Source organism: Clostridium algidicarnis (assembly GCF_000703125.1).
Classification (GTDB): domain Bacteria; phylum Bacillota; class Clostridia; order Clostridiales; family Clostridiaceae; genus Clostridium_L; species Clostridium_L algidicarnis.
This window is the reverse complement of sequence record NZ_JNLN01000001.1, coordinates 1-26,986: the sequence shown is the minus strand read 5'-3', so window position 1 is coordinate 26,986 and position 26,986 is coordinate 1. Positions and strand designations below refer to the sequence as shown.

General features: G+C 29.2%; 26 protein-coding genes and 2 pseudogenes. 23 read left to right on the top strand and 5 right to left on the bottom strand.

Annotated features, from left to right (window positions below; genetic code table 11):
- The first annotated feature begins 2 nt into the window (after positions 1-2).
- The 9 genes from BV55_RS0100145 (at position 3) to BV55_RS0100105 (ending at position 7,835) form a co-directional block, all read left to right on the top strand.
- Positions 3-632 (top strand): HAD family hydrolase, encoded by a 630-nt coding sequence (locus BV55_RS0100145; RefSeq protein WP_029450670.1) that lies wholly within the window; start codon positions 3-5, stop codon positions 630-632.
- Positions 633-965: 333 nt separating this feature from the next.
- Positions 966-2,027, top strand: a complete 1,062-nt coding sequence (locus tag BV55_RS0100140) for an SIS domain-containing protein (protein ID WP_029450669.1) — start codon at positions 966-968, stop codon at positions 2,025-2,027.
- 12 nt (positions 2,028-2,039) lie between these two features.
- Positions 2,040-2,462 carry a PTS sugar transporter subunit IIA gene (locus BV55_RS0100135; protein ID WP_029450668.1) on the top strand — a complete coding sequence of 141 codons (423 nt, stop codon included), beginning with the start codon at positions 2,040-2,042 and terminating at the stop codon, positions 2,460-2,462.
- A 15-nt stretch (positions 2,463-2,477) separates the two neighbouring features.
- Entirely contained in the window at positions 2,478-2,969 is a 492-nt protein-coding gene (locus BV55_RS0100130; RefSeq protein ID WP_029450667.1) for a PTS sugar transporter subunit IIB, read from the top strand.
- A 21-nt stretch (positions 2,970-2,990) separates the two neighbouring features.
- Positions 2,991-3,758, top strand: coding sequence for a PTS mannose/fructose/sorbose/N-acetylgalactosamine transporter subunit IIC (locus tag BV55_RS0100125; protein WP_029450666.1), 768 nt, complete (start codon positions 2,991-2,993; stop codon positions 3,756-3,758).
- Complete coding sequence (locus BV55_RS0100120; protein WP_029450665.1) at positions 3,751-4,569, top strand: PTS system mannose/fructose/sorbose family transporter subunit IID; 819 nt, start codon at positions 3,751-3,753, stop codon at positions 4,567-4,569. Before BV55_RS0100125 ends, BV55_RS0100120 begins: the two co-directional genes overlap by 8 nt.
- 107 nt (positions 4,570-4,676) lie before the next feature.
- Positions 4,677-6,596, top strand: coding sequence for a BglG family transcription antiterminator (locus tag BV55_RS0100115; protein WP_029450664.1), 1,920 nt, complete (start codon positions 4,677-4,679; stop codon positions 6,594-6,596).
- 15 nt (positions 6,597-6,611) lie between these two features.
- Positions 6,612-7,088, top strand: a complete 477-nt coding sequence (locus tag BV55_RS0100110) for a PTS sugar transporter subunit IIB (RefSeq protein ID WP_029450663.1) — start codon at positions 6,612-6,614, stop codon at positions 7,086-7,088.
- Between the two features lie 207 nt (positions 7,089-7,295).
- The gene (locus tag BV55_RS0100105; RefSeq protein ID WP_029450662.1) at positions 7,296-7,835 is read left to right on the top strand and encodes a phosphatase PAP2 family protein; all 540 of its coding nucleotides are present in this window, start codon (positions 7,296-7,298) and stop codon (positions 7,833-7,835) included.
- A 20-nt stretch (positions 7,836-7,855) separates the two neighbouring features.
- On the opposite strand, the gene BV55_RS0100100 is transcribed toward BV55_RS0100105, so the two are convergent.
- Positions 7,856-8,353: a hemerythrin domain-containing protein gene (locus BV55_RS0100100; protein ID WP_051652335.1), complete on the bottom strand. Its 498-nt coding sequence runs from the start codon at positions 8,351-8,353 to the stop codon at positions 7,856-7,858.
- A 517-nt stretch (positions 8,354-8,870) separates the two neighbouring features.
- Between BV55_RS0100100 and BV55_RS15935 the strand changes: the two are divergent.
- The 5 genes and pseudogenes from BV55_RS15935 to BV55_RS0100070 form a co-directional block, all read left to right on the top strand.
- Positions 8,871-8,936 (top strand): annotated as a pseudogene (locus BV55_RS15935) (hypothetical protein); the annotation flags it as partial.
- Complete coding sequence (locus tag BV55_RS0100085) at positions 8,933-9,229, top strand: glycine betaine ABC transporter substrate-binding protein (RefSeq protein ID WP_029450660.1); 297 nt, start codon at positions 8,933-8,935, stop codon at positions 9,227-9,229. The pseudogene BV55_RS15935 and the gene BV55_RS0100085, both read left to right, overlap by 4 nt.
- Positions 9,230-9,328: 99 nt before the next feature.
- Complete coding sequence (locus BV55_RS0100080) at positions 9,329-11,044, top strand: hypothetical protein (protein ID WP_029450659.1); 1,716 nt, start codon at positions 9,329-9,331, stop codon at positions 11,042-11,044.
- 129 nt (positions 11,045-11,173) lie between these two features.
- Positions 11,174-13,300, top strand: a complete 2,127-nt coding sequence (locus BV55_RS0100075; RefSeq protein WP_029450658.1) for a hypothetical protein — start codon at positions 11,174-11,176, stop codon at positions 13,298-13,300.
- A 102-nt stretch (positions 13,301-13,402) separates the two neighbouring features.
- The gene (locus BV55_RS0100070; RefSeq protein ID WP_029450657.1) at positions 13,403-14,620 is read left to right on the top strand and encodes an NAD(P)/FAD-dependent oxidoreductase; all 1,218 of its coding nucleotides are present in this window, start codon (positions 13,403-13,405) and stop codon (positions 14,618-14,620) included.
- A 111-nt stretch (positions 14,621-14,731) separates the two neighbouring features.
- Here the strand turns inward: BV55_RS0100070 and BV55_RS0100065 are convergent, their stop codons facing one another.
- The gene (locus BV55_RS0100065) at positions 14,732-15,664 is read right to left on the bottom strand and encodes a (4Fe-4S)-binding protein (RefSeq protein ID WP_029450656.1); all 933 of its coding nucleotides are present in this window, start codon (positions 15,662-15,664) and stop codon (positions 14,732-14,734) included.
- A gap of 145 nt (positions 15,665-15,809) precedes the next feature.
- Between BV55_RS0100065 and BV55_RS0100060 the strand changes: the two genes are divergently transcribed.
- The 3 genes from BV55_RS0100060 (at position 15,810) to BV55_RS0100050 (ending at position 18,097) form a co-directional block, all read left to right on the top strand.
- Complete coding sequence (locus tag BV55_RS0100060; protein WP_029450655.1) at positions 15,810-16,730, top strand: LysR family transcriptional regulator; 921 nt, start codon at positions 15,810-15,812, stop codon at positions 16,728-16,730.
- 21 nt (positions 16,731-16,751) lie between these two features.
- Positions 16,752-16,874, top strand: coding sequence for a hypothetical protein (locus BV55_RS15855; protein WP_278246638.1), 123 nt, complete (start codon positions 16,752-16,754; stop codon positions 16,872-16,874).
- Positions 16,875-17,041: 167 nt separating this feature from the next.
- Positions 17,042-18,097 carry a methylcobamide--CoM methyltransferase gene (locus BV55_RS0100050; RefSeq protein WP_029450654.1) on the top strand — a complete coding sequence of 352 codons (1,056 nt, stop codon included), beginning with the start codon at positions 17,042-17,044 and terminating at the stop codon, positions 18,095-18,097.
- A 146-nt stretch (positions 18,098-18,243) separates the two neighbouring features.
- On the opposite strand, the gene BV55_RS0100045 is transcribed toward BV55_RS0100050, so the two are convergent.
- Entirely contained in the window at positions 18,244-19,878 is a 1,635-nt protein-coding gene (locus tag BV55_RS0100045) for a methyltransferase domain-containing protein (RefSeq protein ID WP_242850823.1), read from the bottom strand.
- A gap of 276 nt (positions 19,879-20,154) precedes the next feature.
- On the opposite strand from BV55_RS0100045, the gene BV55_RS0100040 reads away from it, so the two are divergent.
- Positions 20,155-21,813, top strand: coding sequence for a M3 family oligoendopeptidase (locus tag BV55_RS0100040; RefSeq protein WP_051652521.1), 1,659 nt, complete (start codon positions 20,155-20,157; stop codon positions 21,811-21,813).
- Between the two features lie 105 nt (positions 21,814-21,918).
- Here BV55_RS0100040 and BV55_RS0100035 read toward each other — a convergent pair whose 3' ends face one another.
- On the bottom strand, positions 21,919-22,110 hold the full coding sequence (locus tag BV55_RS0100035) for a YwbE family protein (RefSeq protein WP_029450651.1): 192 nt from the start codon (positions 22,108-22,110) through the stop codon (positions 21,919-21,921).
- A gap of 297 nt (positions 22,111-22,407) precedes the next feature.
- Between BV55_RS0100035 and BV55_RS0100030 the strand changes: the two genes are divergently transcribed.
- Complete coding sequence (locus BV55_RS0100030) at positions 22,408-22,680, top strand: ArsR/SmtB family transcription factor (protein WP_029450650.1); 273 nt, start codon at positions 22,408-22,410, stop codon at positions 22,678-22,680.
- A gap of 178 nt (positions 22,681-22,858) precedes the next feature.
- Complete coding sequence (gene arsM, locus BV55_RS14685; RefSeq protein WP_157469569.1) at positions 22,859-23,659, top strand: arsenite methyltransferase; 801 nt, start codon at positions 22,859-22,861, stop codon at positions 23,657-23,659.
- Positions 23,660-23,731: 72 nt separating this feature from the next.
- Here the strand turns inward: arsM and BV55_RS0100020 are convergent, their stop codons facing one another.
- Positions 23,732-24,739, bottom strand: coding sequence for a DUF1002 domain-containing protein (locus tag BV55_RS0100020; protein WP_051652334.1), 1,008 nt, complete (start codon positions 24,737-24,739; stop codon positions 23,732-23,734).
- A gap of 357 nt (positions 24,740-25,096) precedes the next feature.
- On the opposite strand from BV55_RS0100020, the gene BV55_RS0100015 reads away from it, so the two are divergent.
- From BV55_RS0100015 to BV55_RS0100005, 3 genes and pseudogenes are all read left to right on the top strand, one after another.
- Positions 25,097-25,579, top strand: a complete 483-nt coding sequence (locus tag BV55_RS0100015) for a GNAT family N-acetyltransferase (RefSeq protein WP_029450648.1) — start codon at positions 25,097-25,099, stop codon at positions 25,577-25,579.
- 296 nt (positions 25,580-25,875) lie between these two features.
- Positions 25,876-26,457, top strand: a complete 582-nt coding sequence (locus BV55_RS0100010) for a sugar O-acetyltransferase (protein WP_029450647.1) — start codon at positions 25,876-25,878, stop codon at positions 26,455-26,457.
- 188 nt (positions 26,458-26,645) lie between these two features.
- A pseudogene (locus BV55_RS0100005) lies at positions 26,646-26,986 on the top strand (hypothetical protein); the annotation flags it as partial.

Sequence of the window (26,986 nt, the reverse complement as noted above, 5' to 3'; positions counted from 1 at the left end):
CAATGAAGCTAGACAGTATTATATTTGATTTAGATGGTACCTTATGGGATTCAACGGCTGAAGTTGTGAGGTCATTTAATAAAACATTAAGTAAATATAGTGAAGTAAAAGAGAAACTAACAATAGATGATATAAAAGGTATTATGGGATTTACAATAGAAGATATTTCACTTAAATTTTTCCCTTACTTAAACAAGGAAAAGGGACTTGAAATCATTAAAAAATGTTGTGAAGAAGAATGTGGTTATTTAGAAAATAGGGGTGGCATCTTATACCCTAGAGTAGAAGAAAATCTAAAAAAGTTAGCTATTACACATAAACTATTCATAGTCAGTAACTGCCAATGTGGTTATATTGAAGCGTTTTTTAAGGCACATGGGTTAAGTAAATATTTTACTGACTATGAAAATCCAGGTAGAACAGGACTTCTTAAAGGTGAAAATATAAACTTAATAATAGATAGAAACAATTTAAAAAGCACTATATATGTTGGAGATACTAAAGGAGATTTAAAAGCATCAAGATTTGCCTCCATACCTTTTATTTATGCAAGATATGGTTTTGGAGAGGTTACAGAATATGACTATGTTATTGATAGCTTTGATGAACTTTATAAGATAATAATGCCTTGAAATCTAGGTAGTAAAAAAAAGTAGATATATATTCATTGAGTATCTTAAGGCACATTATTTTTAAATATAAATGAAAAACACTTGAGTCTTTATAAAATATTATAAAGATTCAAGTGTTTTTTATATGTAAATAAAAAGTAAATACCTTAAATAAGGTTAAAAGTTCAATTATTAATTATAACTATTGCTAATGCCTAAAAAATTTACTCTTTGTAGAGTGTTTTAAAATTGCACTAATAATGGTGCAATTATACCTTTTGAGATTTCTTAATTTAGAATTTATAATGAAAACGTAGACAAAGTTAAACTTAAATCCAAATAAGGGGTGATGAAATGACAACATTAATGGATTGTATTGAAAAAATACCATTGAAGTTAGAGGAAATTGAAAAAAAACGTGATGTAAGATTTTCTAGCTTATTGAAATATTTAGAAGGAAAAGATGAAATAAATGAAATAATATTGGTAGCAAGTGGAACATCTTATAATAGTGCCTTTACAATTAAAAGTTTTTCGGAAAATATATGTGGGCTAAGAACAACTTTAATATATCCAAATATATTTGTGAATTATACTAATAATTTAAATAAGAAAGCTTTATATGTGATGATTTCTCAAGGAGGATCTACACGATTAGTATATGAAGCATTAGAAAAGGTAAAAAAAGCAGGTTGTCTAAATTGTTCTATTACAGCTAATTTAGATTGCATTATTGCAAATCACGCTGATGTAGCTATTGAAATGGGGTGTGGACAGGAAGAGTATAATTATCGTACATTAGGATATTCAACTACAGTTGCTACTTTATATATGATGTGTATTAAAATTTCTAAGTATTATAACAAACTATCAGAAGAGAAAGTAGAGGAATTAATTTTAGATTTTGGTAAATTATATTGCAGTTTGGAAGAAATTAAAGAAAAGACCCTAACTTGGTACTATAAAAACAAATTTTCATTAATGAAAAGAACTAAAATGATGATTGCTGGAACTAATGATTTATTGGCAGTTGCTCAAGAGGCGGATATCAAGGTTATGGAAATGGTTCCTATGATTACTCGCAGCTTTGAGTTGGAGGAATTTATACATGGTCCACAAAATTCCTTTGATGATGACACAACATTCTTTATTTTAAGTAGAAAAGGTGAAGATGATGAGAAAGCTAAATCTATTGCAAAGTTTATCAAAAATGAGATAGGATTTTGTGCTCTGATTGGTAACAACGGTATAGAAGAAAGGGATTTAGATATAAATCCAGTTAGCAAGTATTTTAGTACTCTAGAATTTGTTACGCCAATCCAAATTATAGCTTTTAAACTTGCAGATGATCACGGACGTGATTTAAATCGAGGAATAAACACAACTATAACAAATTATATAACTAAGACAATATAGAAAGAGGTTAATATGAGAAAAATATTAATAGCATCCCATGGTAAATATGCTGATGGGGTAAAAAGCGCAACAAGCATAATTATAGGGAATAAAGAAAATGTTCATTATTTAAATGCTTATGTAAGTGAAGAATCAGTAAAAGATCAGATGGATAGTTTTTTTAAAGATGTTAATGATAACGATGAGGTAATAATTTTAACTGATATTTATGGTGGAAGCGTAAACCAAAACGTATTTCCCTATTTAAAAAGGAAAAGTGTGTATATCATTTCAGGATTTAATCTTGCAATAGTACTTGAGATATTATTATTAAGTACTGATGAAGAAGTGTCTTTAAATCAACTAAGATGTATTGTTGAAGAAGGTAAAAAACAAATATTATTTGTAAATGACTATTTTGAAGAAAATTCAAAGACAGATGATTTTGATATATAGAAAGGAAGGGTAACTATGATAGCAAAAATTAGAATTGATGACAGATTGTTGCATGGACAAGTAGCTTACAGTTGGAAAGCAGCATTAAGCTACGATGCTATAGTTATTGCTAGTGATGATACAGCTAATGATGATATGAGAAAGGTTGCAATAAAGTTATGCTGTCCAGACGGAGTAAAACTTGCAATAAGAAGTGTTAAGGAGGCTGCTATATTACTAAAAAACCCAAAGTTAGTTTCCATGAAGGTGTTTGTTATATGTGCTAATCCTAAAAGTGTATATGAATTATTACAGTTAATAGAAGAAAGATCTACTGTAAATTTAGGTGGTATGCAAATGGGACCTGACAAAGTTTCATTTTCTCCGGCTGTATATGTAAATAAAGAAGATATAGAGTATTTAGATAAAATAGTAGAATCAGGAATATTAATTGAAGTGCAAGAAGTTCCTGCAAAGTCAGTAAAATCATATAGTAATTTAAGAAAAAAAGTGAATTTTAGTAAATAGAATAATAAAGGGGGATTAATTATGCAAGCAGCATTAATGGTTGGATTAGTACTTGCCGTACTTTGGTTAATCGAAAAATTAGGTGGAACACCAATGGTTATTCGTCCAATTGTTGTATCACCAATAGTTGGATTTGTTCTAGGAGATCTTCAAAGTGGAATATTAATTGGTGCCACACTAGAACTTATTTTTATGGGGGCAATTCAAATAGGAGCAGCAGTTCCACCCGACGTACTAGTAGGAGCGGGCTTAGGTACAGCTTTTGCAATTCTTAGTGGGAAGGGACCAGAAGTTGCACTTGCTTTAGCATTGCCTATAGCAATTTTAGCTCAATCATTAAAGGTAATTGTGTTTATTGTACGGAGTTGGTTTATGGATTTTGCTATGAAATTAGCTTCCGAGGCAAATATAAAAGGTTTAGTTACATTAAACTTTGCTGGGCTATTGTTGCAATGTTTAATGTATTTCATAGTAGCTTTTGTAGCAATTACATTTGGATCTAGTGCAGTGGAAACTTTTGTGGCAGGTATTCCTAAAACAGTTATGAATGGATTGGTTGTGGCAGGAGGATTATTACCAGCTGTAGGCTTTGCTTTACTATTACAACCCATGATGACTTCAAAAAACATTATTTATTTCATATTAGGATTTATTTTGATATCATATGCAAACTTACCAATTCTAGCAATTACAATGTTTGGAATTGTACTAGCCTTTGTAATCACTTATGAAATGGGAAATAAAGTAGTGAAAAGTAATAATGAAGAGGAGGTATTATTTGATGAGTAAAGACATTAAATTAGATAAGGATGAAAAGAAACTAATAAAAGAAATTTTCTGGTCTTCCTTCGCTTTAGAAGAATCTTATAACTATGAAAGACAGCAAGGGTTAGGTTTTGCAATTGGTATGTGGCCAGCAATTAAGCGTTATTACAAGACAAAAGAAGAACAAGCTGAAGCATTAGTTAGGCATATGTCGATATTTAATACAACTCCTCATGTGGTTTCAGCTATAACAGGAGTTGCTACAGTATTGGAAAAGGAAGCAAGTGAAAATCCAAACTTTGATAAAAACACTATAAATAATGTAAAGGTTGCTTTAATGGGACCTTTAGCTGGAATTGGAGATTCATTCTTTTGGGGGACTATACGTGTTATAGCTACAGGTATAGGGTTATCATTAGCACAACAAGGAAGCATTTTAGGGCCTATACTGTTCTTGTTAATATTTAATGTCCCTCATTTATTACTGCGTTATTATGGAGCAGTATTTGGATATAAATTTGGTATGGGATTAATGTCTAATGCAAAAGATACTGGAATACTTTCAATGATATCTAAAGGGGCCACTATTGTAGGTTTAATGGTAATCGGTGGAATGAGCGCTTCCATGGTTAAATTAACCACAACTTTGAATTTTAATATTGGAGAAACAGCTTTTGCTCTTCAAAAATATCTTGATCAAATATTTCCAATGTTATTACCATTATTGTATACACTAGGAATGTTTAAATTGCTTAAAAAAGGATATAAGTCTACTACAATATTATTAATAACTATAGCAGTTGGAATTCTAGGATCATTAATTGGACTTCTTTAATAAACATAGTATATAATATATCTATTAATAAATTACTTATAGCATATAAGAGCACAAAGGCAACATTTTAAATAGTGTTGTTTTTGTGCTATAAAGGAAGGCGACATATGAAATCACTGCATAAAAGACAAATAATCTTAATCAATAAATTACTATTAGAAGATAAACCAATAACTTCAAAGCAATTGGCTTTTTTTGTTGGTGTATCTGTACGTACTATCAAAAGTGATATTGTAGAAATAAACGAAAAAGTAGGAAATTATCATATCCATATTATGTCCAAACCAAGAGAAGGGTATTGGATAGTTATAGATAAGGATGCTGATATTGCAGAGTTGTCAGAAGTTACAGATAATAAAGTTATAAAAAGATTTGATGATACTCCAAAATTTAATTATGAACGAATTAATTATATTATTAAAAAACTATTAGTAGTTGATTATCATATTAAGCTTGAAGATTTAATGGATGAGATTTTTATAAGTAGATCCACATTAACGCAAGATTTAAAAGAAGTTAAAAATTTATTATCGAAATTCAGACTAAAGGTTATATCAAGATCAAACTATGGAATTATTATCGAGGGGAGTGAATTTGATAAAAGATTATGCATTGCAGAATACTTTTTCCATTATAACAACAGCGCAAATTATAGTATAGCTTCTGAAAATATGTTTACCTTTGGGAAAAGCAAGAAAGAATATGACACCATTTTAAAATTTATTAAAGAAGTTTGTGATAAGTATAATATTATATTATCAGATTTTTCTTTGAATAATTTTACTATACATATATTTATTTCTTTAAGAAGATGTATATTTTATAATTATATTAAAGCGGAAAATGACTTAAAGGAAAATGTTAAAGATAGTGTTGAATTTAAAGCAGCAACTGAACTTACCAAGAAACTAGAGGACTATTTTGAATTTATGCTGCCACTTGGGGAAACCATATATTATAGCTTACATTTAAAGAGTAAACGCATTTCAAATGAAGATCAAATAAATAGCCAAGAGAAGGAAAGATTAAAGCAATGTATTGTTACCATTATTGAAGAAGTTAATAGTAATTTTAATATTAACTTGGAAAGTGATAAGGAATTATATGATTATTTATATCTGCATATTGCGCAAATGATTATAAGACTTAAAAACAATATGAGTATTCGTAATCCACTTGCACATGATAATCTAAGAAGATATTTATTTGCTACAAAGATTACTTATACCGCATGTATGATCATTGAAAAATACTACGATATTAAGATAGATATTAACGAATTTGGTTACTTAGTTCTATATTTTAATCTTGCTTTATGTAAAATTAATAGTAAAAAGAAAATTAGAATAGGGTTTTTAAGTGGCAGGGGCAGACCAGAATCAACCATGTATTTAAATGAGATCACTGAAAATTTCAGTCAAGAAAAATATGAGATTAGAGTACTTGATAAGGATCAAATTACCAATGGTGATTACAAGGATACTGATTTATTGGTGAGCACCTATACTTTTAAAGTTCCATCTAATGTAACTTCCATTACCATCGAAAATGATTGTTATATTGATAAAATTAGAAAAGCAGTAAATGAAATTCAAGTAAACAATCTTAATTTTGAAAAATATTTTAAAGAAGAATATAGTTGTTTTAATTTAGAGGGTAGTACAAAGGAGGAGGTTCTAGAAAACTTATATGAAAAGTTTATCCAATTGAAATTTATTGATAAACTTCCAGATAAAGATGATAATTTTGCGTATAATGAAATAGGAAATGGCATTGTACATTTTCAAGATTTATATAGAATTTGTAGAAATGGATTTTTTTTTATTGCAGTACTTAATAAGCCTGTACTTTGGGACCAAGATGTTATTCGTGTTTTAATTATGCTTAAGACAAAAAGAGACGGGGATAAGGATTTAAGCACATTGTGTAAAATAATTTCAAAGTGGTCAAACAATCCAGAGATGGTAGAAGATATAATTGGACATATGGATTACTCATTATTTTTAAATGATATTAAAAATATTTAGAAAGGAACTAAAGTTATGATAAAATTATTACGTGTTGATGATAAATTACTGCATGGGCAGGTTGCTTTTTCATGGGTTAGAAACTTAAAAATCCATACAATTATTATAGCAGATGATAAAGTAGCTTATGATGAATTTTCTAAAATGACCCTTGGTCTATCTAAACCTACAGGAGTAAATTTGATTATTATAGAAGTGGATGAAGCTATTGAATTATTAAAAACTCATGTAAATAGCAAAATGAATGTCATGGCAATAGTAGGTAGCATTGATAATGCTTATCGTATCATTGACAAGATCCCAGAAATAAAGAGCCTTAATTTAGGAGGATTAAGAGAAAATTATAATTCTACTTCTTTTACTCAAAACATCGCTATTAATGAAAAGGAAGTAAAGTTATGCAAAAAAATTCTGGATAAATGTGTAGAAATTGAGGTAAGGCTAACCTACGATGATAAAAAGTTGTTTTTAAGGGACTTGATAAAAGAGTAGCTTGTATTACTATAGAAGAATTACTAACAAGAGTCAGGGCATATAAAAGAAACAAATCAATTAGTAACAAAATTGATGAAATAAGGTAAGAGATGTTGTTATGACTATGTAGGAGTTCCTTAATTATATGTAGTCTTTATGAAGGTCAAGTAAAATCAATAAGTGTAGATATTTTTACACTATACATTATAAGGAGGAATAATATAAATGATATCTTTAATAAAGACATTTGATAGTTCCATATTATTTTTTATAAAAGATAACATGCATGGACCTATTATGGATAAAGCCATGGTTATAGCAACACATTTGGGTGATGGGGGAATGATATGGATAATAATAGCATTAGCATTAATTATTAATAAAAAGTATAGGAAAATAGGGATTATGGCTTTAGCAGCATTAGGGCTAAGTACGATTTTAGGAGAAGGAATATTAAAACATGTAGTTCACCGTATGAGACCATCAAGTGATATAAATGTTATTAATATTTTAATTGCAAAGCCTCTTTCTTATTCATTTCCATCTGGGCATACTGCGTCTTCTTTTGCTGTTGCTGGAGTTTTATCAAAGCATTTTAAAAAGTATGCAGTGGGATTCTTTGCCTTAGCATCTTTGATAGCTTTTTCTAGATTATATTTATATGTACATTACCCTACAGATGTTTTAGTTGGTATAATTTTAGGACTACTATGTAGCTGGGTAATAAATCACGTTTTTGAAAGAACAATTTATAAACATGATTAAATAAAGAACAATAAATAAAATTAAATGTAACACTCACTTATTATAGTGAGCATTACATTTAGTTGATATTTGAACATTTGTTGTTTTTCAATTGTTTTTTTAGATTCAAAACTATCTTTCATTTCCTCGAGTTTATCTTTACTTAAAACTTTCCTTGCCTTTTCGAAAAGATCTTTTTCTTCTTCATCCATATGATGTTCTAGTATTTCCTTAAAAACTGAGAACTTTGCACTAAAGGTTTCATCAGTAGTTTTAATCTTGTCAATTTCATCTAGTAGATAATGAATAACTTTATGCTCTTCAATTCCTTCAAGAGTAATTTCTTTAGATTCAGTATGATTTTTTAAATCAGGAAATAACACATATTCTTCAGATTCATGATGAGCTTTTACGTCGTCTTTTAGTTTTTTAAACTTTTTTTCCCTAGTCTTTTCAGCTCTGGATGTAGTTTTACTAATCTCATCTGCAATTTTTCTAAAGTTTTCGTGCTCTTTTTTAATTTCTGACAAAATATCCATACTACCCCTCCCTTTATTTATCTAAATAATAATGATTACAACTTAATTTAATCATTTATATTAAGTAGAGTCAAGAGGATATTTTGAGAATATTAAGAATATATTTTTAAAATTATGTTAACAAATAAAGTATTTTTATATTTATTGACAACATGTTTAGACATTACTTTACATCTTTGCACATGGATATTATAATGTTGTAAACGCTAAGTGATGAGTTTGATATTTAAATATATAATCTTAAAAGAATACATAGTTTTTTTAGAGTTAAAAAAGCACTAAAATATTATGAGGTTATATAAATAAAAATGTAAGGAGCAGTCATATGATTAAATTTGAAAATGTATCTAAATATTATCCTGATGATAATGTAGCTGTGAAATCTTTAAATTTAAACATTAGAGATGGAGAGTTTTTTTGTACTTATAGGGCCTAGTGGCTGTGGTAAAACTACTACACTTAAGAGGAAACTGATCTTACTGTAACCTTAAAACCTGGACTTGGAAAAACAAGTTTCCTTTTTAATGCTCTAAATTCAGGCGACATTGACATATATCCTGAATTTACAGGTACAGTGCAATGAAATCAGGGGATATTAATTTACTTGATGCATATGCTACAGATAGTGAACTTAAGCAATATAATCTTAAGGTATTAGAAGATGATAAAAATTTCTTTCCGCCTTACCAGGGAGCACCACTTATGCTTAAAAAGACTCTTGAAAAGTATCCACAAATAAAGGAGCCGTTAAATAAACTTTCAGGTAAAATAACAGAGGATGAAATGCGTAAAATGAATTATGAAGTCAACGTAGAAGGGAAATCCTCTAAAGATGTTGCAAAGGAATATCTTGAAAAAGAGGGGTTACTTAAATAGTTAATATAAAATCATGAATTTAGATAACTTCAAAATTCATGATTTTATTATGTGAATTATGGTATATAATTTTAGTAATAAGAGAAATAAGGGGGAAGTATGAAAAGTATTATAAAAAAACTAATTATTACAGGGGTTTTAGCTATAAGCTTAGCAGGATGCACTAACATTGGAACTAAAAAAGATACAAAAGATTCTATGTTTTATCTAAATCCAGTAAATACTGAAGAGTTTTATGCCTTAGATAGTAAAGGTGAAAAGAAGAAGGTAGCTAATGATATTTCAAATGTTATGTACTCTAAAGGACTTAATAAGTATATTGCTATTAATAAGGATAAAAGCTTAATTGCTATTGATAAAGATGAAGTTATAGATGAAATTGATACTTTTGTATCATATATAGATGAGATGACTAAAGATAGTACAACTATTTATTATATTAATGAAGATGGAGAATTGTATGAAAGAGAAAAAGCAAGTACAGAAAATATACGAATAGCAAAGAATGTAATGGAATATAAGTATTTAGGCAAAAACGCTATATATTATAGGACTAAAGACCTTAATTTATATATAAAGAAAGAAGGTAAAGAAAGCCTTAAAGTTGCATCTAAGGTATCTCATTTTAAAATTAGTGAAGATTTAAAAAAGGTAATATATATATCTTCAGAAAACTTATACATAGAGGATATAAATAAAGAAACTAAAGAGGAAATTTTAACAGGCGGCTCTAAACTTTTGGAGGCTGAATTTATTAGAAATAAAGATTTAGTATATATAATCAATAATGAATCAGAAGAGTCAGGAGGAAAACTTTATTATAAGCCTTATGAAGGTAAGGCAGAAGAAATAAGTGAAGAGGTTATTGGAATGGAAATTGCTCCTAGTGGAAGAGGGGTTTACTATTTAGATGCTAAAAGAAAGCTTTACTTTAAAGAGTTTAAAACAAAAGAGTCAGTAGAGCTTTCAGAGAATGTAATGTTTTTAAAAAACATTACAGATAGTGAGGCATATATAATTGATATGGACAGAAACTTAAAGAAGGTAAGTGTTAAAGGGGATGAGGAGGAGGAATTACTTAAGGATGTAAATCATTCTATAGCTTATAAAAATAAAGTAGTTGCAAAAAGCAGTGAAAATATATTATATGTAAATAGTGAAGAAGTAGATTCTAATGTAGATATGTTTTATGTTAATGGAAAAGAGATAGTGTATCTAAAAACTAGTGGAGAAATATTAGTTAAAACTTATAAAGACAAGCCAAAAGTGGTTATAGAAGATTATAAAATTTATAAGGATATATACTTTTTAGATACTAAAGTATATACAAATTTATTCACGCTAAAGGACTTAGAAGGATACTGGGTTAATAAAGATAATAAGGATATAATGATGTCATTTACTGAGGATACTTTCTCAGAAGTTACACCTTATTTTTTGGGGAAGCATTCAATCAAGGTTGATACAAGTAAATTTAATGAAATTAAGATATCTTTAGATAATACGGAGTTTAACAAAAGAACATTTAATAAGATAGATGAAAACACTATAGATGATTTCACTACTGTATACAAGAGAGTAAACAAAGATGTATATGTAGACTATGAAACTAAGATGAAAAACATCAAGGACTGCGCAGTTAAAATCTTAGGTGAAGAAGCTTCTTGTGCCACTGTCTTGGAAAGAGATGGACATAATTACTATGTTTATGTAAATAATAATAATCCCTATTTGCCAATAGTTATAGATGAAAACATAAAGGCATATAAATATGATGACTTTATTAAAGCTAAAGAACTCATACCAATAAACTAAGCATTTTGAAATATTTTTTTGAGATATTAATTATTAAAGCCTAGTTTAGTAAATTTAATATTAAAAGAAGTGAGGTGTAAGTTGGCAAGTTCTAAGTTATAAAGTTATTTAGATAGTTTGCCAAGATATATGGATAATAAAAAGAATATAATAATAATTATAGTTATAATTAGTGTAATTACAGCACTTGGGTATACCAGCTACAAGGTTTTAGATAAAAAAGATTTAGGTAAGTCTAATGGTAAAGGCTTATTTACTATGAAGACTGATATTGGAGACTTATATAGTTTAAATGAACAAAATGAGGCATTTAAGTTATTAGAAGGATCAATAAGGACAAGAGGTATAAAATTTAAAGAAAACTCTAAGGAACATATAATATTAGATGAAAAAGATAACTTATTTTCAATAGATGAAAATGGTGAAAAAACAGAGATAGCTTCTAATGTTTTAGATTATAAAATTAGTGATTATAAATCCAATGCTATTTATTATAAAGACAAAGATAATAATTTGTATAAAAATATAGAAGATAAGGAAGACCTTAAGATAGATAGTGATGTAGATGCATTTAAAATTATTAATAATGAAGTGATTTATTTGAAAGGTTTAAAAGATGTATACATTAAAAGTGACAATAAAGAAAGTGAGAAGGTTTCTATTGAACCACTGCTTTTAAGAAATAAAGGATTAAAGGAAGATAAGATTTTTTTTGCAGAAGAAAACAAGGTATACTCCTACGAAATTAAGAAAAATGATAAAAAAGAAATTATGGATATTTCAGTAGATGAACAAAATCCTCCAATGTTTATAGAGGAGGCTTATAGAGGCATACTTTATTTAACAATGGATTTTTACTCTGAAAAGGGAATAGAAATTTATTATAAAAATAAAAACAAAGAAGCAATAAAGTTAGCAGAAAAAATTTCTGACTATAAAATTTCAAAGAATAAAAGGGGAGTATATTATACAGTTCAAGATAAAGAAAAGGTGGTTTTTTATTATAAAGAATTTAGTGAAAAAGAAGCAGTTAATATTTATGAATGTAAAACCGAAGGGTCTATACTTATGGCTACAAGGGATGGAATTATTGTAAATATTGATGAAGATATGATTTATAACATAGATCCTAGTGGAAGTAAGGAGAGGATTGGTTCAGATCCTTTGTCAAGTATTCAGAAATATAAAGATACTATAGTTTACTTAAACCATAATAATGACTTATATATTGGAAAAGATAAGGTTCAAGGAGATGTAAAAAACTTTTTAGTAAATGAAGATCTTTTAGCCTATATAACAGAGGAAAATAAAGTATTTCTAATAAAAAACAACAAAAAGCCAGAAGTGGTAATAGAAAATGCAAAAGATTATAATAATATTTATTTTAACAATGAAGAATTATTTAAAAATATTTTTGAACAATCTGATATAATAGGAAGTTGGCAACAAGAAGATAATGAAAATATTATATTTAATTTTGAAAAGAAGAAAATAAATTTAATTGCAGAACATAATAGTGCGAAATTTAATTATGCAACTGAGCCCAATTATGAAGGATATATAAGTAATATAGACAAAGATGCTGTGATAGTAAAGATAGAAACACATAGTAAATATGTAGAAAATAATTTTATAAGTATTGATATGATAGATAGGGATAGTATAAAAATAAATGGTAAGGTTTATAAAAAAATAGATATTGATACTTTTGATAAGTTTTCATCAAAGAATGTAAATTTAGAAGATAATATTAAAAATAATATGGGTCTTGAATATTCAAAGTTAGAGATTAAGTGTACTAATATAATGTTTGATGAAGGTAAGATATATTTTTTATATGAGTCTAATGATGAAAATATGCCAGCTACTATACTTATAGATGAAGAGGGAATTGGATATTATTACATGGATTGGCTACAAGATAAAAAGTTGGTTCAAAATGAAGAGTTTAATAAAAGATTTAATAAAGAAGAAGCTAAGTTAGTACCTTATAATAAGGACAGGATTATAGATGCTAGTAAGCTAAAACATAGTTACATTGGAAATGTTAATCCGAGTTATATTACATGGTATGCAGCAGCTGAGATTGCAGCTAATGACTTTTTTAAAGAACGAACTGATTTAAATGAAGAGGATGTATTTTTCCAGGTAGAGCTTATGGATGGTGCTTATTATGTAGAGGTTACAAAGAATAAAGGTTTCATATATTTGTATGAAATATCACCTTTAGATGGAACTATATCTAGGAAAAAGTGATCAGGATCAAAGATATTCCTAAGGAAATAAAGTATAATTTAATAAAGGTTTAAAATAGTTATAATAAACTTATGATAGTTATAGATGAAAGAGGTACAGGATATGAATAAAAGTTATGTTATTATAGGAAGTGGTATTTCTGCAATTAGTGCAGCTAAGGCCATTAGAGATAAAGATAAAAGTGGAACCATATCTATATATGGAGAAGAGTCTATGATGCCATATTTAAGAATAAAGTTATCTAAAGACTTATTTAAAGATTTAAATGATGATAAAATTCTTTTGAAAAAGCAACAGTGGTATGAAGAAAATAATATAAGCTTTTTAAAAGATACAAGAATTTTAAAGATAGATGTAGAAAATAAGCTTTTAATGAGTTCAAAGGGAGAAAATATTTCTTATGATAAATTGTTAATCGCTACAGGGTCAAGAAATAGGACGTTACCTATTATAGGTTCAGATAAAGAAGGGGTGTTTACCCTTAGAAATGTAGTAGACGCAAATAATATTAAAGATTATCTTAAAGAAAAACACAATGTTGTTCATATAGGTGGAGGGGTTCAAGGTCTTGAAACTGCTTGGACATTGCATTCAAATGGAAAAGGAGTATTTGTTGTTGAAGCAGGAAAGAGACTTATGCCAAGGTTATTAGATGAAAGAGCATCATCTATATTAAAAGAAAAAATAGAAAACACAGGAGTAAGATTTATTTGTGATACTAGGGTAGATGAAATTTTAGGACATGAAAAAGTAGAGGCTGTTAGCATAAATGAAAAACAGGTTATTCCTTGTGACAGCGTAATATACTCTATAGGAATGATTCCAAATATTGAAATAGTAAAGGATACTAAAATTAAAACTAATAAAGGTATAGTAGTAAATGACAATATGGAAACTTCCATTAAAGATGTTTATGCAGCAGGCGATGTTGCTGAATTTAAAGGTAATATAGAAGGATTATGGATGAAAGCTACGGAACAGGGTACAGTAGCTGGAAGTAATATGGCTGGAGATAATATAATATATAAAAGTGCAGTTCCTGTTACTGTATTTAACGCCTTTAATACTTCCCTGTTTTCTATGGGGAACATAAATGAAGGAAGTTATGATAATAGTATAAGTGAAGAAGTAGATGGTAAGTATATTAAAATATTCATAAAAGGTAATAGCATAGTGGGTGCTATATCAATTGGTGATGCTAGTATGTTAAGGACAGTTAAGACATGTATTGAAGGTGGCGTATCCCTAGAAGGAATTGATGTAGATACTATAACTATAAAGGAATTAATATCACAAATGCAAAAGAGTATTAAACCTTAAAATAGTCACATCATTCTAGTTACGAATGATATATTTTTAAAGTATACTTTGAATAGATAAAAACCACTCTTTAATTGAGTGGTTTTTATTTTTGATTTTTAATTAGAGTCTTTAAAGAGATGTTATTGATAATATTTCATCTTTTCTATCTAAAAGGTCATTTGATAGCAGCTGATTTTGAATATCTAAAAAACCAAGTCTTTCAATAGTTTCAGCCAGACGCTCCCCAGCTTTACCTTGATATTTATATAAAAGTATAGTTTTTTCTATTATGTCCATAGCTTCATTTTTATCTAGAAATATTTTATTAAGTGCTATTCCGTGAGAAATGCGTTTCCCCCATCTACCGCCTATGTATATTTTGTAGCCTGTTGTACCATCTTCCATAGCCTTAAAGTGACACTTACCAATACAACGTCCGCAATTATTACATTTATCCTCGTCAATTTTTAGAACGCCATCAACTACCTTAGAGGCATTCACTGGACAGGCACTTTCTACAGAACATCTTTTACAACCTTTACATTCATCTGCATTAAAATTTGGAATCCTTTGGCCGATTATACCAAGGTCATTTAATTCAGGTTTAACACAGTTATTAGGGCAGCCACCTACAGCAATTTTAAACTTATGAGGTAACTTAACATTTGAGTAGCCTTTAAAAAATCTTTCATGTATTTCTTCTGATAAGCTAAAGGTATCAATTAATCCATATTGGCAGGTTGTACCCTTGCAAGAGACTATTGGTCGGATTTTAGCCCCAGTACCACCTGTTATAAGCCCTTCTCTCGCCAGGTATACTCTAAAGTCATCAATTTTATTATATGGTATACCTTGGACTTCTACAGTTAGCCTAGTAGTAAAAGTTACAATTCCATTTCCAAAGATTTCAGCTGCCTCTGATATACATTTATTTTGAGCTGATGTAATCTTACCATTTACAGTGATAATTCTAGCAGAGAAGTTGTCAGTTCCTTTATTACTAAGAAACCCCAGCCCTTTTACCCTTTTTTCATCTTCAGTACTAATAGTTAAAGTTGCCATAATATAATCCCCCATCAAATATAATAATTATCTTATAACATAAATATATCACTTGTGCAGTTATTAAGAAAGTGATAATATCTTATCAATATCATAGGTAAAACCTATGGATCATTTTAAAAGCCCTTAAAGAGAGGAGAACACTATGACTATAAGACATTTAAGAATATTTATTGAAGTAGCAGATAGTGGGAAGATGAGTATAGCTGCATCAAATCTTTTTATTTCACAGCCAACAGTAAGTCAAACAATTAAAGAATTGGAACAGCACTATGGTGTTCTTTTATTTGAACGTTTTTGTAAGAAATTATACATAACAGAGGAAGGAAAAAGACTGCTTTCTTATGCAAGGTATGTGGTAAATCAATTTGATGACTTAGAAGAAAATATGATTCAGTCAAAACATGTAGAGAAGATAAGAATTGGAACAACAGTTACAATAGGCAATTGCATTTTAAGCAATATTTTAAGTAGCTTTAATGAAAGTAGTCCTGAGGTTGAAACCTATGCTTATGTAAATAATACAAAAATCATAGAAGAAAAGTTATTGAATTCTGAATTAGATATAGGTATTGTAGAAGGTGAGATTAAGAGTTCTGACTTAATCTGTATTCCTGAGGTAGAGGACTATTTAGTTCTTGTTTGTAGTACTAAACATCCATTTGCCAGTAGAAAAGAAATTAAATTAAATGAATTATCGGGTGTAGGCTTTGCCATGCGTGAAAAAGGTAGTGGAACTAGAGAACTGTTTGAAAATTATATGTCAGAAAATGGAGTAACCATTAAAACTAAATGGGAAAGCAATTGTCCTGGAGCTATTAAAAGGGCAGTTTTAGAAAATCAGCATTTGGCGGCTATATCTATTAGGCTTGTAGAAGAAGAAATAAAAAATGGTGAAATCTATGTAATACAAAATTCAGAATGTGCATGGAATAGACACTTTAGTATTGTATATCATAAAAATAAGTTTATAAACAAATCCATGGAAGATTTAATAGAGGTAGTAAAAAATTATAAACATATGGACATACTTCAAGAGGTTAAAACAGGGTGGCTTGTGAAATAGTTTGCATAGTATGAGTAAAATGTGAATTTATATATATTATTACAATTGTATGAAGTTGATGCTAAAGTTATAGAAGATGTAGAAATAGGGAATTTAAATATTATGTATAGATCACCTTTCATACATTCAAAAGATAAGAAGTGATGATAAAAATATTAATAATAAGCTTATTTAATAATTAAATTAAACCTTCCTTTGCTATAAGATAATTCTATTATACTTATTTCATTATGTTGGATATAATCATTTAGAGTTAGGTATATTAGCTTATATGATGGTTTGCTTTTTATAAGGGAAGGAAAGTGATTTAATTGAAAAGGGAAGAAATGACTCCAAGAGAAAGAATGGATGCTTTTTCTAAAGGTGAAGAAATTGATCGTATACTCTGTATCCCTGATATGGGAGTTACTATGGTTCCTTTTATAGGAGTAACAGCTAGGGATTATTATCATTCGGCAAGGACTATGGCGGATCTTGAAATAGCACTATTTAGAAGACTTGGGCATGATAGTGTAGGGATATCTACTAGTCTTAGAGGTGTTGCTGAGGCTATGGGTTCTAAGGTTTGTTATCCTGATTATAATATTTCTTATCTATTAGAACCTATTATTAAATCCCCAAAAGAAATTGAATTTCTTAAAGTTGTAAATCCGTTGAAAGACGGAAAGTTGCCAATATTAATAGAAGCTTTAAGACTTACTAGAGATGCACTTATAAAAGAAGTGGATGTTGGGGCTGCTATGTCTGGACCTTTTAGTGTGGCAGCTTCTTTAGTAGGGACGGAAAATTTATTAAAATGGATGATAAAATATCCTAAGAGTATTCATACACTAATGGAAATAGTAGTTGAATCTAACAATAAATATATAGAAGCAGTAGCTAATTTGGGTTTATCTATTGGATTTGCAGATCCAGTTTCATCTAATAGTCTTATAAGTCCAAAGCAATTTAGAGAGTTTTCATTACCTTATCTTCAAAAGAATGTAGATAAGATAAAAGAAAAGACTGGTAATGCTCCAGGTATACATATATGTGGTAAGAGCCGTGGTATATGGGAAGATGTTACTAGGACAGGCATTTCTAATTTTAGTATAGATAATATAGAAGATTTAGAAGAGGCTAAAAAGGTTATGGGAGATAGAGTTATAATTACTGGGAATGTTCCACCGGTGGATGTGATTTATAAGGGGACTAAAGAAGAAATCTTTAAGTCAGTTAAGGAGTGTATTGCTAAGGGGCATGATTCTAAAAAGGGGTATATTTTAAGCACCGGATGTCAAATTCCAATGAATACACCAATTGAAAAGGTTGAAATGTTTATAGATGCAGCTAAGACTTATGGTACATATCCAATAGATTTATTTTAAAAAAGTGACATTTTAAAAGGTGGATATTCTTTGATGTAAAGTATAAGAAACTATATTTTACTCATAATTATGGATTATAATGTGTAAATTTAAAAGTATTAACTTTAAAGGTTAATACTTTTAATTTTATCTATTACTATAATAGTTTACTTAACTCTTAGAACAAAGACATTTGGTGTAAGTCCGCCACTTTCAATCTTTATTTCATCAAGAAGTTCTAAATGATTATTACCTGATAAATTTTGTTTAAGTAAGTTTTTTTCCACGGTATAAAGGAATACCATGCCAGTAGGCTTTACAAGTTTTGGAATCATATCTACAAATTCACGATATAAATCTATAGTGTGATTTTTGCTTCCAACGTTAGCTTCAAAGGGCATATTACATATAATCTCGTCAAAGACATCAAAGGTTTTGTAAGATAATATATCTTCATTTATAAGCTTTATTTTTGTATTTGAAAGTCTTGAGTTTATTTTTGAGAAATCTATAGCATCACCAAATATATCAATGCCTGTTAAACTAGAAGTTTCCTTTAACTTAGCCCTTTCAATTAACATAGTAGAGGTCCCACAAAAAGGATCTAAAACCTTTGAATCATTTTTTAACCATTTTTCTATAGATTTTACTACAATTGCTGCGGTAACAGGGTTTATAGAACTTGCTAAGGTGTTTTCTCTATAGTCAAATCGTGTATCTTTAAATGAATATAGTTTAATGAATACATTGCAAAGGCTGTTTTTTTCAACTATTCTAATTTCAACTTCATAGGAAGATGGACTATTTTTAAGTTTTCCCTTTGAAAGTTCATCTAATTTTATAGATAAGCTTTTTAAAAAGTCAGATCTTTCCTTATTGTAATTTTCAGTTTTAAATTCAATTCTGTAAGGAAAATAATCATCAGAAGTAGATGTATTTTCATGACAGCTATTTAAAAAGTCTATAATATTAGCTTTTAAAATTGCAGTAGCTATTATATCAGAATTAAATTCTAGCTTTTCTAAGGAATCTAAAGGGTAAAGAAGTTCATAAAAGGTTCTGCAGCTGTAGATGTTATCTAAGTCTTTTTCTTTAATAAGGATACCATCATCTACAAGCTTACCCTTAATTGACTTTTCTTTAAGCTCATTTAGAGTAACTCTAAACTCTTTATTCATTGCTGTAACTAGCATAGGAACAGCCTCTTCAAAGCCTTTAAATTTATGCTTTACAGATTTAGACAATTTAGCTATTGCTCTTCCTAGGACAAGCTTCTCTTCATTTATATGTTTTGCATTTTTTATTAGCTCACTTTTATCGGTACAAGCTTTTTCATTTGATATTAAACTTTCAAGTATTTTCTCTAGCTTTTCACCATCAGAAGCTTTTCCACAGTTTCCGATGGCAAGGATATATGAAGACTTTACAAATAGCTGATCTTCTTTTTCAAAAGCAGTGTATAACGAACTTAAATAGGCAGGATCAGCTAATTCACTAATGATGCCACAGGTGTTTTTTCTTGTTTTTGCATCTGGACTTTGAAGAAAGGTTTTAAGCTTTTCTTTAGAACTACCTATGTTTCTTTTAAGCATTTCTCTTGGCTTTTCTTTTTTTATAATATCTCTTATAGCAGAAAGTATTGCTCTTGGGTTTTCATCACTTAAAGCTTTATTCCATAAAAGAGGTAGTGCCAAAGTATAATCCTTTGAAAGTATATTTATTATTTTGGCTCTCTCTTTATCCTCCGAAGTTTTTAAGTTTTCTATTAAAATTTTATAATTTGTATCTTTAATGTAACTCACTCCTTGTATTTTAATGTAAAACTATTTAAAAAGATAACAGTTTAAATAGCAATATGATTAATTAGTATATTCTTAGCTCATAATTCATCTAATTATACCTTATATATTAGACTAATGAAAATATCTTTTATTAATTATTAAAAGTATAAATTCACAAAGTTCTGAAAATATGGTAAGATAAAATTATTATGGATATTATTTTAATGGTAAAATTTAAAGATAAGAGGGGGAAGTATATTGTTAAAATTCAAAGATTATAAGTATGAAAGACCAGATATGGATAAGTTAGAAAAGTCATTTAATCACTTAATAGAAGATTTTGAAAAGGCTCAAAGTATGGAAAAGCAAGATAAAATAATGAAGGAAATAAATCATTTAAGAAGTGAAGTAGACTCTATGGCACAACTAGTTGGTATAAGAAACTCTATTAATACTGTAGATGAGTTTTATGAAAAAGAGCAAGAATTTATAGATGAATCTATGCCAATATATGAAGGAATTATATCAAATTATTATAAGGTTTTAGTAAATTCTAAATTTAAAAAGGAATTAGAAGAGAAATGGGGCAAACAATTATTTACTTTAGCACAAATGCAACTAAAGACATTTAAACCTGAAATAATTGGAGATCTTCAAGAAGAAAACAAGCTTTCAACTGAATATGGTAAGCTTAAAGCTTCAGCTAAGATAATGTTTGAAGGAGAAGAAAGAAACTTAGCAGGACTTGATCCTTTTATACAATCAAAGGATAGAGAAATGCGAAAGAAAGCTTACGAAGCTTCTACTAACTTTTATGTAGAAAATGAAAAAAGGTTTGATGAAATATATGATAAATTAGTTAAGGTAAGGGATAGAATAGCTAAAAAGCTAGGATATAATAATTACGTAGAGCTTGGATATATAAGAATGATGAGATCAGATTATGATTCAACTATGGTAGCAAATTATAGAAAGCAAGTACTAGATTATATAGTGCCAGTAGCAGAAGAATTAAAGAAAAGACAAGCTAAAAGATTAGGTCTTGAAAGTCTTAAATATTATGATGAACCGTTAAAATTCTTAAGTGGAAATGCTGTACCTAAGGGAGATTCAGATTGGATTTTAAATAATGGAAGACAAATGTACAAAGAATTGTCGCCAGAAACTAATGAGTTCTTCGACTTTATGGTAGAGGGCGAGCTTATGGATTTGGTAAGTAAAAAAGGTAAAGCTGGGGGAGGCTATTGCACCTTCATTGGAAAGTACAAGGCTCCATTTATATTTTCTAACTTTAACGGAACATCTGGAGATGTAGATGTACTTACTCACGAAGCTGGACATGCTTTTCAGGTTTATTCTAGTAGAGACCTTGAAGTACCAGAATATGAATTTCCAACCTATGAAGCTGCAGAAATACATTCAATGAGTATGGAATTTATTACATGGCCTTGGATGAAGTTATTCTTTAAAGAAGATGAACTTAAATATAAATTTACTCATTTAGCTAGTGCGCTAACATTTATACCTTATGGAGTTACAGTAGATGAATTCCAACATTTTGTGTATGAAAACCCAGCGGCCACACCAGAGGAAAGAAAAAAGGCTTGGAGAGAAATTGAATCAAAATATTTACCAAGCAAAGACTATGAAGATAGTGAATTCCTAAGTAATGGTGGATATTGGTTTAGACAAGGACATATATTTGAATCACCTTTCTATTATATAGACTATACCTTAGCCCAGGTTTGTGCATTGCAGTTTTGGGTTAAATTTAATGAAAACAAAGAATTGGCATGGGAAGATTATTTAAGATTATGTAAAGTTGGCGGAAGCAAGTCCTTCTTAGAACTTACTAAGTATGCGAATTTAAATAATCCATTTAAAGATGGATGCATCGAAAGTGTTATAACACCAGTTAAGCAGTGGTTAGATGCTGTTGATGATAGTAATATGTAGTTAAATTTAGTATTTTAAAGTGATTTAAAATAGATTTTATTAAATTATTAAAGCACCCTAGAACAGTAGTTAGATTAACTATTACTCTAGGGTGCTTTATATTAATTAAAATACTTCCGTTACCCTTCCTACAATACCGCTTTCTAACATTACTTTTATCCCACGTGGATGATTTTGTGAATTTGTAAGGATCCTTTTAACAGTGCCTTCTGTAAGCTTTCCTGAGCGCTGATCTTGCTTTTGCACTACTGTTACCTTTGATCCTATCTTTATATTATCTCTTTTAGTTCCTATCAAAATATATTCTCCCTCTTTACTTTAAGTTTTGTAACATACTATACTTTCAAAGCAAAGTATTTGATTACATGCTGTAAATTATATCATAAAACTTGAATTATAGGCATACTCTTAATTTTTAATACCATAGTGGTTATACTTTTATACACTAAAATATAAGAATAAAACATTGAAAAATAAAATATAATAATTTATTCTTTAACTATTGACAAAGCTTTAACACTATATTACTATTTAATTATATACTTATATAGTAACGACATTATACCTATTTGAAATAAGGGTTAGGAGATTTTTATGGAAAATGAAGTTAAGATTCTTAAAGCCTTGGCCCATCCTATAAGATTAAAAATAGTAAAAAAGTTATCTTTAGGGGAGCTTTGTGTATGTAAGTTAAATGAAGATGTAGAGTTTAGTCAGTCTAACTTATCTCAACACCTTAAAATTTTAAAGGAAGCTAACATTTTAAGATCTGAAAAAAGAGGCATGTGGACTCATTATAGTATTGTAGATTATAAAGTTTTAGATATTTTATCAACTTTAGAAGAATTTAAATCAAGTGATTCTTAGACTCATGTGGAGTTTACTTATAAGGAATACATCTCTCCATCAAAGTCTTAGAAGAACTTATCCAGGGGCGTAGCGGCCGTCATCCCAACCTTGAAGAGGATAGGGGTGTTACGGATGGTAGCCATCGGATAAATACGTATAGCCTAAACTATTCGTGATATTAAAAGGGGATTGTAAAATGAGTGATATTAAAAAAATAGATGTTAGAAATTTAGTTCGTGATAGTTATAAAAAGATTGCTATATCTAATTCAAAAAAATCTGGCTGTTGTGATAGTGATGAGTTATCATTAAAAAAGTCCGCCTTAGAGATTTCTCGCAAAATAGGTTATTCTGATGAAGAGATATTAGGGGCGCCAGAGGAGACTAATATGGGACTTGGATGTGGTAATCCTCAACTAATAGCTAAGATAAAGTCAGGTGAAACCGTTATAGATCTTGGCTGTGGTGGAGGCTTTGATTGCTTTTTAGCTTCAAAAAAGGTTGGAGATAATGGATATATTATAGGGGTAGATATGACACCTGAGATGATAACTAGTGCAAGACGAAGTTGTAAAAAACACCAATATAAAAATGTAGACTTTAGATTAGGTGAAATCGAAAATCTGCCTGTGGCTGATAATACAGCAGATGTAATCATCTCAAATTGCGTTATAAATCTATCACCAAATAAGCAAAGGGTTTATAATGAAGCTTATAGGGTGCTAAAAGAAGGTGGCAGAGTTGCAATCTCTGATATAGTTCTTATGAAAGAATTAACATCTGAAATGAAGCAAGATGAAAAACTTTACTGTGGATGAGTTACCGGCGCATCTTCCGTGGAAGAATTAAAAGATTATTTACAAAAGGCTGGTTTTAATGATATTAATATAACTACAAAAAAGGTATCAAAAGAATATGCTGAAAAATGGGGACATAAGCTAAAGGTTGGAGAATACATCATGGCTGCAGAAGTATCCGCTATGAAGTCAAGCAAATAGTATAATATAAAAAGACTATGAATTTAGAATACATATCTAAATTCATAGTCTTTTTATATGTTTAATTAAATTTTACTTTGCTGGTACTTTTTCAATTAGATCATCTATGGTATCTTTAATTTGTGTCTTTTTAGTTTCTATATCAGCAGGTTCTATATTTTCTATTGAGTCTTTATTAAATATTCCTTTAATAAAGCTTCCAAACCTATCTAGTTGCCTGGAAATCTTTTTTAATATAGTGTTATTTTCCTGTAATATAACTCCTGACTTTTCTAAACCTTTTGTCATTGTATCATTCAACTTAGACAAAGTACCTTTTAGGTCTTTATAGTTCAAATCTAAATCATTTAATTTTGTTAAAAGATCTGTTATGCTTTGTTGCTGGCTTTCGGATAGCTTAACATCATATCTATCAGCAGTCTTGTCTACTATTCCTACTATCTCTTCTTTATCTTTAGGTTTTTCTTTTATAACTTCTGTTTTTGCATCATTTATTAATGAAGCAGCTTTATCTGGTCCTATTTCATTTCCTAAAGATTTAGTTACATTTATTTCATCTCTTGCTACCTCTTTATTTTCTAAAGGTAATTCCTTACCCATAGATTGTTCGAATCCCTTTAGTATACCTGCAAGTGCAGCAGTTCCTGTTACCTTATATGGAGCATCTGCTATTACCTTTGCATCGGTTATTCCAGAGGTCACAATGGCATTAGATAGCATGTTCTTATTTACTTCTGTTAAATTATTTGTGGTTACACTTATACCCTTTCCTTTAGGCAAAACTTCTACATAACAGCTAGAAATAGAAACGCTGCCCTTAGCTACAGGCTTACTAGTATCCATACCGAGTTGCTCTCTTATATCTTGTATAGTTACTTCCACTTCTTTAATTTCATCTTTTTCTATTTGGTTTTCTGTTACCTCAAATCTTTTTAGCATCTGAAGTCTTTGGTCATTTGTTAAATCAGCACCTAAGGTTACTATACGTTTATTTTCATCCTTTGCCTTTACGCTTACTGGGGAAAATAAACCAGTAATTATAGCACTTACCAAAAGTATAAAAATAACTTTATTTTTCATTTAGCATATCCTCGCTTTCAATAATAAGTTTGTGAATTGGAACTTTGATTTTATATAATTTTTGATGTTTAGAATAACTAAAGGTTAGTCTTATTAAGCAATTGTAACACCCGACATGTTTAATTACTCTTATTTAATTATAGCAGAAATATAGTATATATATAGGTACGTTTATAAAATATAATAGTACCGCTGTAAATAACCTTTGTAATGTAGCTATAATTGCGCTGGATTTAGCATAGAGCTTACTTTATCTAAGTTACTATAATATTTTATTATAAATTTAGAATTTAATCCATTATTTAGATATATTTAGTATGGGGTTAACACTATCCTTTGTTACAAGGAGGAGGCTATATGATTAAAATAAGTAAATTAATAAATAATGATGAGAAACAAACCATTACAAATTCTATATTAAGAGAATTACCAGAGTGGTTCGGTATAGAAGAAGCAATAGTTGAATATGTAAATGGGGTAAAAAATACTGATTATTATGTTGCATATGATTCAAATACAGCAATTGGATTCATAAGTATAAAATCAAATAATAGTTATACATCAGAGATATATGTTATAGGAGTAAAAAAGGAATATCATAATGGTGGTATTGGTAAAATGCTTCTAGAAACATCACAGCAAGTATTAATTAACAGCAAAGTTAAATTTCTTATGGTAAAAACTTTAGGCGAATCCCATCCAGACAAGCACTACAAAAATACTAGGAAGTTTTACAAAAAATTAGGATTTTATCCCTTGGAAGAAATAAAAGAAATATGGGGAGAAGAAAATCCATGCTTAATTATGGTTAAGAGTCTATACGATGGTTACAATTGCTAACACATTTCAAAAAGTAAATTAAGGACTGAGGATTATTACAATAGAAAAAATAATATCAAAGGATTATAATGTTATTACAGCGGTTAAAGTATCAAATAAAAATAATGAAGAAAGTTTTTATCCGACTTCTTTTTCAAATTTAAAAAAATATAATTGAAGAAATAACTGAGTACTTCGGAAATAATGAACAACCACAGGAGTGGAGATTACATGAAAAATTATCTGAAAAATATTAGTAAACAATAGTAAGTTATTGTGAAATAAAGATTATTTATATTATATTGGGAGGATGAATGATGACAGAACGTGAAAAAATGTTAGCAGGACAACTGTATGACTGTGGGGATGCAGAACTGATGCAGCAATGGCATAAAGCGAAAAATTTGGCGATAGAATACAATGGACTGGATTCAAATAACAACGAAAACAAGGAGCGCATATTAAACGAACTTTTGGGTGGCAGAGGAGAGCATTTGTGGATTACCGCACCATTCTTCGTAGACTATGGAAACAATATTTATTTTGGCAACAATTGTGAAATTAATATGAACTGCACATTTTTAGATGATAATAAAATCGTAATAGGTGACAATGCGCTGATTGCTCCAAATGTGCAGATATACACAGCTTTTCATCCAACGAATGCTAACGATAGATTTGGCGAGCAAACTGCGGACGGATTTGCATTTTGTAAAACTATTACCGCCCCCGTAATAATTGGCGACAACGTGTGGATTGGGGGTGGAAGCATTATATTGCCAGGTGTTACAATTGGAGATAATGTAACCATTGGCGCAGGTAGTGTGGTGACAAAATCAATTCCATCCAACACAGTTGCTTATGGAAATCCTTGTCGTGTCGTTAGGAAAAATAACTAAAGATAATGATCATAATCTGTACCAATGTTAATAGAGGATATAGATAAACTATTCTATGAGATGAATAAGGGGGTTTTTAATAAAGCAGGGAGGAGATAAAATGGATTTAGTAAAACCATCTCATTTAAAATCTGGTGATAAAGTAGCTACTATTAGTCTATCTTGGGGCGGTGCAGGAGATGATCATATTTTATGGACCATCTATATTAGCAGAGTTTGCTGAGAATATTAAAATGTTTGACTATACAAAGCATTGGATAAAAAAAGTATTATTTGAAACATCTGAAGATAAGCCGGATCCAAAATGTGTTGAATATTGGTTGCGTAATTATGGTTCACAGGGGATTTTACAAAAAGCTAAGGGAATAATCTTCGGAAAGCCATATGATAATTTGTATTATGAGAAATATAAGAAAGTTATTTTAAATGTGGTAAGAAAAGAACTTAAGTTAGTTGATTTGCCTATTCTTTATAATATGAATTTTGGACACACTTCACCCATGATAACTATACCTTATGGTGCAATGGG